The following is a 12058-nucleotide window of genomic DNA, read 5'->3' as shown; positions in this document are numbered from 1 at the left end:
CACCGTCCTTTTTCTTTGGCTGCTACTTATTTGTCGTTAAGACAAACTACACCTGGAAGCTCTTTACCTTCCATGAATTCTAATGACGCACCGCCGCCAGTAGAAATGTGGCTCATTTTATCAGCCATACCGAATTTTTCAACAGCTGCTGCAGAGTCACCACCGCCGATAACAGAGTATGTATCTTCTGCATCTGCTAATGCTTGTCCTACTGCTTTTGTACCTTCTGCGAATGGAGTCATTTCGAATACACCCATTGGTCCATTCCATACAACAAGCTTAGAATTTTTAATTACATCTGCATAAATTTCACGTGTTTTAGGACCGATGTCCACGCCTTCCCATGTAGAAGGAATAGAGTCGATACCTACGATTTGAGTTGTTGCAGTTTCAGAGAATTCCTCTGTGATTACAACATCAACTGGCATGTAGAAGTTTACGCCTTTTTCTTTTGCAAGTTGCATAAATTCTTTAGCTAGTTCGATCTTGTCGTCTTCACATAGAGATAGACCAATTTCATGACCTAAAGCTTTAACGAATGTGTAAGCAAGTCCGCCACCGATGATTAAGTTATCTACTTTGTCTAATAGATGACGAATTACACCGATTTTATCTTTTACTTTCGCACCACCAATGATAGCTGTGAATGGACGTTCTGGGTTAGAAAGTGCTTTTCCAAGTACATCTAACTCTTTTTCCATTAATAATCCAGATACTGCTGGTAGGTAGTCTGCGATACCTGCTGTAGAAGCGTGAGCACGGTGAGCTGCACCGAATGCATCGTTTACGAAGATATCAGCAAGAGCTGCAAATTCTTTCGCAAGTTCTGCATCGTTCTTTTCTTCGCCCGCATAGAAACGTACGTTTTCAAGAACTAATACGTCGCCTTCGTTCATTGCTGCAACCATTTCTTGTGCAACTGGTCCGAATGCTTCGTCTGCTTTTTTAACATCTTTACCAAGAAGCTCGCCTAAACGTGCTGCTACTGGAGTAAGACGTAATTCTTCTACTGCTTGACCTTTTGGACGGCCTAAGTGACTTGCTAAAATAACTTTCGCACCTTGCTCTACTAAATATTGAATTGTAGGAAGAGCTGCACGGATACGAGTTTCATCTGTAATTTTGCCTTCTTTCATAGGTACGTTGAAATCAACGCGGCAAAATACACGCTTACCTTTTAAATCTACGTCACGAATTGATTTTTTGTTCATTGGATTTCCCTCCGACTACTAGTTAGGATTGACAAAACCCACTCAAAAGCTTAACACATTTGCTTTTAAAACGAAAGAAGAGAGAGAGGGAACAAACCCTCTCCCTCGTTTTGTCATTGATTACTTATATAATTAAGAATTAAAGACCTTTAGAAGTCATGTATGCTGCTAGGTCTACTACGCGGTTAGAGTAACCAGTTTCGTTATCGTACCAAGAAAGTACTTTAACCATGTTACCTTCCATTACCATTGTAGATAATGCATCGATTGTAGAAGAAGCTGTACATCCGTTATAGTCGATAGATACTAATGGCTCTTCGCTGTATCCAAGGATACCTTTTAATTCGCCTTCAGCTGCTGCTTTGAATGCTGCGTTTACATCTTCAACTGTTACTTCTTTGTCAAGTTCAACAACTAAGTCAACAAGAGAAACGTTAGCAGTTGGAACACGTACAGCGCCACCGTTTAATTTACCTTTAAGTTCTGGTAATACTAATGCTACAGCTTTAGCTGCACCAGTAGATGTTGGGATCATGTTTTCAGCTGCTGCACGAGCACGACGTAAATCTTTGTGTGGTAAGTCTAAGATTTGTTGGTCGTTAGTGTAAGAGTGAATTGTTGTCATCATTCCGCGTTTTACGCCGAATTTTTCGTTTAATACTTTAGCGAATGGAGCTAGACAGTTTGTAGTACAAGAAGCGTTAGATACTACGTTGTGGTTAGCTGCATCGTATTGTTCGTGGTTAACACCCATAACTACAGTGATATCTTCGTCAGAAGCTGGAGCTGAGATGATAACTTTCTTAACTGATCCACCTAAGTGTTTTTCAGCGTCTGATTTTTTAGTGAAACGGCCAGTAGATTCTACTACTACTTCTACTCCGTAGTCGCTCCATGGTAATTGAGCTGGGTCACGCTCAGCGATAACTTTAATTTCTTTACCGTTAACAACGATGCTGTTTTCGTTAGCAGATACTTCTGCATTTAAAGTTCCGTGAACTGTGTCATATTTTAAAAGGTGAGCTAATGTTTTAGCATCTGTTAAGTCGTTGATTGCTACTACTTCTACCTCAGAGTTGTTAAGAGCTGCGCGGAATACGTTACGTCCGATACGTCCAAATCCATTAATACCAATTTTAGTCATTTGAATTTCCTCCTTGGGGGATTATATTAAAGGGTAATACCCTTTGTTAACTGTTTTGCTGCACCTTCATCTGTAATTAGAATTGAAGTGTGCCCTTGTTTAATTACAGCCTGTATTGCCTTTGCCTTTGAAGAACCTCCAGCGACTGCAACAACGTGAGATACATGTTGTAAATCCTCAAGTTGCATACCAACTGTTCTTACTTTATGAACAACATTTCCTTGTTCATTAAAGTAGTAACCGAAAGCTTCGCCTACTGCTTCGCTTGCTTGAATCTTTAACCAATCTGCTTCTGAAGTATTTCTGCGACGTGCCATTGTTAACGCATCACCTATTCCATGAATGACGATATTGGAAGATCGAATCAACTCAAGAACTTCTTTCACGGAAGGCTCTGTCACAATAGACGCATATGCTTCGCTACTAACATGGTCTGGAACATACAATAAGCGATAATTACTCATCGTATTTTGCGCCATCTTGGCACAAATGGTATTGGCTTCTAATTCGACGCCCTCTCCAATTCCACCACGCGCTGGGACAAATAGCATATGTAAATCTTTGCAATCAAGCTGCATCATGTCCGCAGCAGCAGCTAGCGTAGTTCCTCCAGCCACAGCAACGATATTATTCGCTGTCAGACGGTCTTTTATACAAGTCACACAAGCACGGCCCATCTCCAGTTTGACCCAAGGTGATTCATCACTATCACCAGGGACAACGAAAACTTCATCCAAGTCTAATGTTTCCTTAAGTTGTTTTTCTAAAACCTTTAACCCGGAAATTTCTTTCATAAAGTCTTCCAAAGCAAGAACTAAAGCTGTTCCTTCTTCTGTCAAAGTCATTCCAGAAGAAGCGACGTGAACTAAGTTTTGTTCTTTCAAAACTTGAACTTCACTTCGCAATACTCGTTCTGTCATACCGAGACTTGCTGACAAGTTTCTTCTTCCAATCGGCTGCATGAGCCTAATGTATTGAAGAATTTGCATTCTCGTTTGCATAACAGGTAGCAGATCAGGTAATAATTTTTTTGTGTTCTGAATCCATGAGCGCATATCTTTTCTCCTCACTACATTGGTTCATTTTTCCTCGTGGTCACTTTACGTCCCGTAGTGACATTTTGTGTCCCACATAGGTTAAAAAAATAATCCCTGCTACGTGTATTATTGTAACAGGAGATAGAAACTTATTCAACTCTTAACTGCATTGTTTATATAGTTTATTATGACACCTTTGTGAATGTTACCATATTCTACCTGTTTCCCGCCTATTTCTACAACCGGAATCATTAAATGATACTTCTCCAAAAGGTCATTATCTTCATATATATCTATTTCCTCGATTTGAAAAGAATATTCATATTGTACTTCCTGTAAAACTTGTTTCGCCTGCACGCAAAGGCCACAATCTTTTTTTGTATACAGTACAACTTTCATATTCTTCACCTATCCGATCGTTTTTCGTAATGATGACGCTGGAATGTGCATTTGTTCTCTATACTTCGCCACTGTTCTTCGAGAAATAATGATTTCATGCTCTTCTTCTAATAATTTTGAAATCTTTTGATCTGAAAGTGGCTTTTTCTTATTCTCTGCCTCAACAAGCATTTGGATAAATCGTTTCACACGCTTTGTAGAAACTGCTTCATCCTCAGTAGTCGAAACAGCATTACTAAAGAACGATTTCATCTCAAATAAACCGTGTGGTGTTTGCACATATTTATTTCGCGTTGCACGACTAATTGTAGATTCATGCACACTTAACTCTTCCGCTACCTCTTTTAAAGCAAGCGGTTTTAAATATTCTGGACCTTCCCAGAAGAAATCACGTTGTTTTTCCATAATAATAGTCATCACTTGCAGAAGCGTTTGTTTTCTCTGTTTTAAACTGCGCATAATCCACTGCACATGCTGATACTTTTCTGATACGTAAGATGCTACTTCACTTTCACTATTATTCAGAAGCGCACTATACTCAGAATGAATTTCAATTCTCGGCATATTTCTCTCGTTCATTTGTAAAACGAGACGATCACCATCTTTTTTCACCGCCATATCAGGCACAATATAAAGTGGTTTATCAGAAGAAAACGCAAGACCTGGTTTCGGCTGTAATGACGTAATACAGTTCACCGCCGATTGCAATTCTTCATTACTACACTTCAACACTTGAACGAGCTTTCGCCAATCTTTCTTCACGAAATAAGCGAAGTGATCCTCTATAACCTCTTCCGCTAATCCATTCCGTCTTTGTAAGCGCTTCAATTGCAAAGTTAGACATTCCTGAATATTACGCGCTCCTACCCCTGCTGGCTCGAGTGATTGGACAAGCTCTACAGAGCGGTCGACTACATGGATCGGTGCGGAAAGGAGCTCCGCTAACTCTTCGTTCGTTTCTTGTAAATACCCATTTCCATCCATGTTCATAATAATGAAAGAAGCTAATTTTCTCTCTTCTTCATCTATTTTATAATACTGTATTTGATTTAATAAATGTTGTTGAATCGTTGTTGAATCCACACTGTAGATTTCCATCTGATTCTCGACTTGTTTGCTGGTACTTTTACTGTTGTTAGAGCTCTTTTTCTTCTCCCTCTCAAAACCACCTAACTCAATAAGGGGATTCTCTAACGATTGCTCATACAAAAACTCCGATAATTCTTGTACATTATACTGGAGCATTGTAATCGCTTGCCTTAACTCTTGTGTCATTGCCAAACGTAAGCTTTGTTCTTGTAAAAGACTTGCCTTCAAACTAATCTCCCCCTTGTTTCTATTGTACAATAAGTTTGGTAAAAGGAGAATGCTATCACAGACACCCATTCCAAAATATTATTAATTTATATGTATTAATGAGATTTACAACTTACAACCGAAATTTGAATAATATTGAAAGAAAATAATAGCGCGATAAAAATTATTACCACATACTAATAGTAAATCTTATTATCAGATATAACAAGCATTAATAAAAAAGGTCTGCACTTATATTTGTAAGTGCAGACCTTTTTATGCAGATAGATTCATTATGCTTCGTTAAATATAACATCCCCTTCTTCAGCAGGCCATTCACCCTCTAATTCCATTTCGTCTAACATCATTTCAGCCGTAAAGACAATCGCTATGAAATCCTTATGGTAGCCTCCGCTAGGCAAATAGTGACTAGGTCCAAAACAATCCCTATCAATTTCTTTATAGTGCAATTCCATATTTAACATGAATTTCAACATCTCATCGCCTGTAATTTCACCAGAATCAGATACAGCAACGGTTCTACGTTCGTTATCCCCTAAAATGCTTAAATATCCACTAATTTTACGCACCTGCAATCCCCTCATACTATAAGTTTTAGATAATTTTAGTATAAACTCATTACAAAATTAACAGAAGAACCTTGTAGGGCCATAACAAAAACCCCCTATACACGATTATTTCTAATCACATACAAGAGGTTGTTTTAAATTTACTATCTATTTTCAACACATAACACCAACAATACATAACGCGCCCAGAGGGATTCGAACCCCCGGCAGACGTGGTACCGGAAACCAAACGGTAACGGTTATGTAAAATTATCAGTAAAATCAAGGTTTTACCTTGCATGTAATTTAGAAATGATTTTTTTTGACATGAACATACAACGTTATGTATGCTAAACTATTTCGATTATAAATCGCTTACGTACTTTTTTCAATATTAATTTCATTTCTTCTATTGTTTCACCTTTATTTTAAAATATAAATTAATGCGTAGACGATTGATGTTTCTCAATCATTGCTAATGGAATTTGAACAGTTCCATAAGAAACCCCACAAGTGAAGATATGCCCTATCATATTCATTATAGCTTCATGTTTTTCTGTTTCAGTTCTAGACTTATTATTAAGTATCGTATCTATCATTTCTTCACATTGTTTATATTTAACCATTGCTTTAGCTTGAATCTGTTCAAAAATTTCTTTCTCATTCCCCTCATAATTGTCTAACATTCTTAGGATTTCTGAAACTTTTGTGTCCATGCTGTTAACTCCTATCAGTTATTTTAAGGACTTTCTTTTACATGTCCGCTTTTGAATCCCATACCTCTACAAATTCAAAGCCTTTTAAATCACTCTCTAAAACTGCATTTCTAAATTCATCTGATACCAACAGATAGTTCGGATGAATTTTTTCATTTATATACAATTTAAAAATCGTTTCATTTTGAACAACACTAGGAATAAATACAAATTTTTCACAGCCTATTATTAAACCTGAACTTAACTTTTCAAATATTGTATTATTAATATCAAGTGCATTTAATACACGTAAAACATGAATAGCATAGTACTTTTCGTTTGTTGTTTTATGAATTAATGGTAAAAATTCAACATTATTGCCTACTAAGGGTTCTAATACTCCTTTAGCTTTCTCACTAATTATTTGTACACCAGATTTCCCCCAAAAAATAGGACAATCACTTTGATACCCTTCATCTATAATCTCAATAAATTTAACTGTCCATGAATCTGACAAACTTACTTTGGAATTAAAATCGTTTTTAAAATATTTCTTGTCCTCTTCATAATTTAATAATTGAAAAGTTTGATAATCATCAGTTGAACTTTTTAATCGCCAAATTTTCATATGTATATTCTCCTTTACAATTTGTTAACTGATATATAATTATTTCTTTGGTTCATTTAATCTTATCTTACCTTCTAATAAATCTTGTCTTATTTTGTGTAAAACTTCAGCTACATCAGCTTGAGTACCACCCATTTCCATAACACTATTTAGTCGTTCTGTTACTTCTCTTATATACTCTTTAGAATGACTACCTATATGCAATACTTCAGTGGTCACATAATCATTCACTTTATACGGTAAAAATACCCCATTAACAGCAGCATCATGGTGTATTCCAATCTCTTTTAATAATTCCTGTACTTCCACAGCCCTACCATCATTCCAAGGTACAATATGATGTGCCGCATTAGGATACGGTGGTGGTTCAATTCCTGCTTCTTTAAGTTCTGCACGCAATTTTTGAGATGCTGTATACGAATCGGGATACTCATTTTTTACATCTACTTTATCAAGAACCTTATCTGCGTAATCTTGGATTACCTCTTGTACATCTTTAACTCTAGTTTTTCCACCAGTTTTGGAAAATATAAATGTATCACGGGCTTCTTGTAAAGCTTCAAAAGTTTTTATCTGATTACTTCCAAAGCCACTAGCACCTGCGAATGCAACGCGGTCTGTCAGCGGTAATTTATTCGCAACAGCAGAGATGCCTGTGGAAAACTTTGCACCCTTTGCTATTGTAGTAACTTTACTTAACCCTTTATCACCAATAAGACCTAACCCAACTTGAGTTAAAGCATAGCTTCCCCACTTTGCCCGACTTTCTGCGTCACCATTTATTACATCATTAATAAATGAATCCGACAATGCATTATACATGGTACTAAGGGTATCAATAGGGTGCAAAGCAGCGTTCCCCATGTTTTCCCACGTTTCCCAATCTCCTAAAGCTTTTATTCCGTCTATTGTATCGCTAACTGCTTGTCCCGTACCATCTACAATACCGTCCCAAATTTTTTCACCAGTAGATTTTTCAGGTAGCTTACCACACATCGCACCTGCTTCAATTGAATTGGCAGCTTGTCGTGCCCTCTCTTCTGTAATTGCTTGAATTGAAGTTGTCCATTCCATATTCAACCCTTGTGTACTAAATGTACCACTTGCAGGACTAAATCCTTTTCCACTTTGAACTTCCGCCAAACCTGTCGCAATGCTAGCAGCTAGTTGAAGTGCTGTATCATAATTACTATTAGAAGTATAATTAAATTCATATAGATGTTCTAATTTTTCTTGCAGTTTACGTTTCATGACAGCAAAAATATTTACCATAGCGTCCATGCCTGAGATTGGTATAGTTTGATTGAGTGCTTCTGTACTTGCTATCATGCGGTCAATTTCTCGAATTTGTTCTAATATTTCTTGTTCAATAACATCTGTTGTAGATACTTGTGATTGAAATTGACTTGGAAAAGCATCATTCTGACGGATTAATTCTTCACATAAGTAAATGATTCCTTGTGCTAAAGGACGAAAGGTTTGTACAAAAAATGATTTTGCACTGCTATAAGTTTGTCCTTGTAACACAGTATCAATTGCAAAGGCATCAATTGACTGAATGACTTGTTCCATACCTTGAATGGTAGCGTTACATACAGCATTCATGCTTTGAGTTTGGCTTTGTACTTCTCCCAAATACATATTTAAACTCATGAATTGCCCTTCCTTCTTTATACAGTATTTTATAAGAAAATTATACCATGTTAAATTCCCCACTGTGCCAAATGTTTGAATTTACTAAACACAATGAATTAATGAATTTCTTCTTTTAAAATAAAATTGTTAAACAAATATTGAGAAATATCAAAATTGAATTTCCATTATATTCTATTCTTGCTATTATTTAATGTAAGACTATTCAGAAAAGGAAGGGATTACATGCGTGTTCCAGTGAAGGGGAATGAACAGATTTCAAAGTTATTTAATGACTGGTATCAAGCTATACTACAACATCAAAATATTCAAGCAACAAACTTAAAACAAGAAGTTGAAGATAAGCTTTCCAGTATAAAAGAAGATAAAAATTTATTATTATACTATTCATTATTAAACTTTAGATATAAAGTGCTAACCGATGGACTTAACATTACAAAAGACAGCTTTAATGAAATTAACTCCTTTGATATACCTGAAAATAGCTTTCTAACTTATTATTATCACTTCTTCAAAGCTATTCACAGCACAATTCTTGCAGACTACAATGAAGGTGGGAAACATTTTGAAAAAGCAGAAAAACTTTTAATGTATGTGGCTGCCGAAGTAGAAGAAGCAGAATTTAATTATAGGTTGGCATCTTTCTATTACCAAACTTATAAACCCCTACCATCTATTTCATATGCTAACAAAGCAAAAGACTTTTTCAGCAAAACTAACTGTTATAACATTAACATTGCTTTATGCGAAAACGTTCTAGGATTAACGTGTATTCAGATAAGACAATTTGAACAAGCAGAAGAACATTTAAATAAAGCGATTGACATTGTTAAAGTGATTAATAACAATGAACTACTGTTACGTATTAGAAATAATTTAGGTTGGTTATACGCAAATCAAAACCTTTCAGATTTAGCTATTCGTCATTTATCAGAAGTTACAGAACATCTTCCAAACCATTATAAAGCTATATTCTTACAGGCTAGGGAATATTATAAATTGGGCGAACACAACAAGGTTAATACACTAATTGAAAAAGGACTTGCAGCTTGTACTAAGATAGAAAATAAGGAATACGTGCACCGTTTTAATATCCTGAAGGAAATGAATAATGGTTCTGATTCTCTAACGTTGGAAAGTATTATTTTAGAAGGAATTTCTTACTTCGAAGCAGAAAATTTAACACGTTGCGTACAAGAATATACGGAACTATTAGCAACTATGTTTTATAAGGAAGAGAACGAGAAGAAAGCAAGCAAGTATTTTTACATGAGTAATGAAGCAAGAAAGAAATATGAAGAAAAAGGGGCGTTAGTGTAATGAAAAAACTTAAAACAGCACTACTTTTAACGGTTACGGCATTTAGTTTCTTAGCAATGGCTGAGGGTGACACACCTGCACCACAAAAGCCTGGCTTAGCGTATAATCACGGTCATACTGGTGGTTCTCCTGAATATACACATGGAGAAGGTTGGTCTCCATCTTACACACACGGAGAACCTTGGGGTATAGCTGATGGTAACACTGGTTCACCTGCTTATGACCACGGACGACCACCTGCACCAAAAGCTTAATTGTTTCGCAAAGAAAGTCATACTACTTGTATGGCTTTTTTGTTTTACCGTGTTTTTCTATTAACTGCTGCATTGCTTCATGTACTTTCTGATAATCACTAGCACATGGTTGTCAGACAACGGCAACGTACCGAAAATTATAAAAAAATTGTTAAGAGGTCGGATAGGGCCTATACAGCCCCGTACCCCCCGGGGTGGTGGGTGTTGCGGTTCAAGGTTGCGAAATGCGTGCGAAAATGGCATTGCATATGCACCTGGGAAGGGCCTATATACCACGTCCCATATGTCACTCAATAACACATCGAACGGAACACGCTGTTCGATTCGCTTCGTATCATCATACACACACATCACATGCACACACACAACGTACCAACCATGCACCATCACACCACACACACTATGCACCACACACACCCGAACAGCGTGTTACCATACGTACTATGCTGTACCACATACACATACATACTACCTATACATATATACTACATACCTAGTAGTCTATCTAACTCTGCTGCTGCTGTGTCCGCATCCTTCACTGTGATAGTAGTGTCTACGTCCTGCTTCTCCTTTAGCTTGCCCTGTGTTTTAAGGTATAGGTCTAGGGCCTTTAGCTTCTCCCCGTTTGTTGAACCCCCGCTAAATAGAATGTCTTCTAAAACGCCGTAGGCATTACTTAGGGAAGTTTTTAGAGAAATGTCAGCCCTGCGTTCAATCTCACGGGATAATTTTTCATTTTGTTTCATCTTGTAAATAGTGCGAATGTCACAACCTAGTATGTCTGCGTACGCTTGATTAGTCCTTACAACGCCGTCTAGCATTAGTTCTACGTAATTTTCTTGTAACGCGGTTAAGCCCGATTTCATGGCCTTTTTCCTCCTTTTGTGACGAGTTTCTTCTATGAGAAAAATGGGAACAGACGAAAAAGAATAAAAAGTTTCTTAGAAAGTGCCAAAAATGTATCATGTTTTACGCATTCTATATTGTAATTAACTAACGGGAATAATATACACTACTATATATACAGTAATACAGTAATAACGACTATAACGCCATAACCCACATAATAGTATTAAACTAATAGAAGTATAGATGTACTAGTTAATTACTTACGTTTTAATATATTTTTTACTCTAGTATTATGAATCATTTTCATTTCTTCATCTAAAGCCGTTGCAGCTGCTACAGGGCTAATTAACCCCTTTTCTTTGTATCTTCTAGCAATTGATTGATAAACTTCAATATCCTCTAATTCGCTAAATTGAAATCCCCATGCATCAACCACAATTACACTCGATACTACAGGAAATCCCTCATTCACCATAGCTTGAACGCATTCTCCTTTATATTGAAAATAGCCAAGTGTGTCTTCATGTAATGTACGATATGCCCTTATAAAAGCCATAATACTTCCCCCCCTTTAAACATTTTCACCCCATTCTACCATTAATTGCCTCCTAAGCTGCTAGGTTATTTTTTAACCTATAGGTGTACTTCTTATATCAGTTTTCCTATTTCGGACTATCTGTGCATGTTGAAAGATTTAGGGAAGGAATTGTACTACTAATCACATTTAAATCGCTTTAAAAATAGAAAAAGGAACATGGATTATCTCCACATTCCTTTTTCAAGTTGCTATATGTTCATTAACAGTTGTTTAATAAATTCAAAAGTTGCACCAGACCCTACTACAGCAGAAATAATCACTTCAAAATTAACATGAAAAGATATTTCTGTTGTATCTGAATCCTTCTTATAGAAGAACTTGAACATATACAACCACCACCTATTTGTACAGCATTTTCGATATAAATTAAAAAATCCCTTTATAATTCATGCAAATGGCGACCAC

14 protein-coding genes are annotated in these 12058 nt (G+C 36.5%); 2 read left to right on the top strand and 12 right to left on the bottom strand.

Annotated elements, in window-relative coordinates:
• Positions 1 to 26 precede the first annotated feature (26 nt).
• The 9 genes from FS802_RS21850 to FS802_RS21810 all read right to left on the bottom strand — a co-directional run bounded on the left by FS802_RS21850 (position 27) and on the right by FS802_RS21810 (position 8632).
• Positions 27 to 1211: a phosphoglycerate kinase gene (locus FS802_RS21850; protein ID WP_001036333.1), complete on the bottom strand. Its 1185-nt coding sequence runs from the start codon at positions 1209 to 1211 to the stop codon at positions 27 to 29.
• Between the two features lie 139 nt (positions 1212 to 1350).
• Positions 1351 to 2355 (bottom strand): type I glyceraldehyde-3-phosphate dehydrogenase, encoded by a 1005-nt coding sequence (gene gap, locus FS802_RS21845; RefSeq protein WP_000161234.1) that lies wholly within the window; start codon positions 2353 to 2355, stop codon positions 1351 to 1353.
• A gap of 26 nt (positions 2356 to 2381) precedes the next feature.
• Complete coding sequence (gene cggR / locus FS802_RS21840) at positions 2382 to 3410, bottom strand: gapA transcriptional regulator CggR (protein WP_001258183.1); 1029 nt, start codon at positions 3408 to 3410, stop codon at positions 2382 to 2384.
• 135 nt (positions 3411 to 3545) lie between these two features.
• Positions 3546 to 3791, bottom strand: a complete 246-nt coding sequence (locus FS802_RS21835) for a glutaredoxin family protein (protein ID WP_000869735.1) — start codon at positions 3789 to 3791, stop codon at positions 3546 to 3548.
• A 9-nt stretch (positions 3792 to 3800) separates the two neighbouring features.
• Positions 3801 to 5108: an RNA polymerase factor sigma-54 gene (gene rpoN / locus FS802_RS21830; RefSeq protein ID WP_098653616.1), complete on the bottom strand. Its 1308-nt coding sequence runs from the start codon at positions 5106 to 5108 to the stop codon at positions 3801 to 3803.
• 272 nt (positions 5109 to 5380) lie between these two features.
• Positions 5381 to 5677 carry a hypothetical protein gene (locus FS802_RS21825; RefSeq protein ID WP_098653617.1) on the bottom strand — a complete coding sequence of 99 codons (297 nt, stop codon included), beginning with the start codon at positions 5675 to 5677 and terminating at the stop codon, positions 5381 to 5383.
• 419 nt (positions 5678 to 6096) lie between these two features.
• Positions 6097 to 6372, bottom strand: a complete 276-nt coding sequence (locus FS802_RS21820) for a hypothetical protein (protein WP_000380119.1) — start codon at positions 6370 to 6372, stop codon at positions 6097 to 6099.
• Between the two features lie 37 nt (positions 6373 to 6409).
• Positions 6410 to 6979, bottom strand: coding sequence for an imm11 family protein (locus FS802_RS21815; protein WP_000708219.1), 570 nt, complete (start codon positions 6977 to 6979; stop codon positions 6410 to 6412).
• A gap of 39 nt (positions 6980 to 7018) precedes the next feature.
• The gene (locus FS802_RS21810; RefSeq protein WP_144525464.1) at positions 7019 to 8632 is read right to left on the bottom strand and encodes an AHH domain-containing protein; all 1614 of its coding nucleotides are present in this window, start codon (positions 8630 to 8632) and stop codon (positions 7019 to 7021) included.
• Positions 8633 to 8857: 225 nt separating this feature from the next.
• Between FS802_RS21810 and FS802_RS21805 the strand changes: the two genes are divergently transcribed.
• A complete protein-coding gene (locus FS802_RS21805) occupies positions 8858 to 9952 on the top strand; it encodes a response regulator aspartate phosphatase (RefSeq protein ID WP_098653729.1) in 1095 nt (364 codons plus the stop codon).
• Positions 9952 to 10206 (top strand): DUF2790 domain-containing protein, encoded by a 255-nt coding sequence (locus tag FS802_RS21800; RefSeq protein ID WP_098653728.1) that lies wholly within the window; start codon positions 9952 to 9954, stop codon positions 10204 to 10206. The genes FS802_RS21805 and FS802_RS21800 overlap by 1 nt, the downstream gene beginning before the upstream one ends.
• A 485-nt stretch (positions 10207 to 10691) precedes the next feature.
• On the opposite strand, the gene FS802_RS21795 is transcribed toward FS802_RS21800, so the two are convergent.
• The 3 genes from FS802_RS21795 to FS802_RS31225 all read right to left on the bottom strand — a co-directional run bounded on the left by FS802_RS21795 (position 10692) and on the right by FS802_RS31225 (position 11979).
• Positions 10692 to 11072: a phBC6A51 family helix-turn-helix protein gene (locus FS802_RS21795; RefSeq protein WP_098653727.1), complete on the bottom strand. Its 381-nt coding sequence runs from the start codon at positions 11070 to 11072 to the stop codon at positions 10692 to 10694.
• Between the two features lie 239 nt (positions 11073 to 11311).
• Entirely contained in the window at positions 11312 to 11611 is a 300-nt protein-coding gene (locus FS802_RS21790; protein ID WP_098505833.1) for a hypothetical protein, read from the bottom strand.
• Between the two features lie 230 nt (positions 11612 to 11841).
• Positions 11842 to 11979: a hypothetical protein gene (locus tag FS802_RS31225; RefSeq protein ID WP_172794968.1), complete on the bottom strand. Its 138-nt coding sequence runs from the start codon at positions 11977 to 11979 to the stop codon at positions 11842 to 11844.
• Between the last annotated feature and the right edge of the window lie 79 nt (positions 11980 to 12058).

This window comes from Bacillus sp. DE0042 (assembly GCF_007680225.1).
In the GTDB taxonomy this organism is placed as follows: Bacteria; Bacillota; Bacilli; order Bacillales; family Bacillaceae_G; genus Bacillus_A; species Bacillus_A wiedmannii.
The sequence above is the reverse complement of the archived record's forward strand: the minus strand, read 5'-3'. Positions and strand labels throughout refer to the sequence as shown.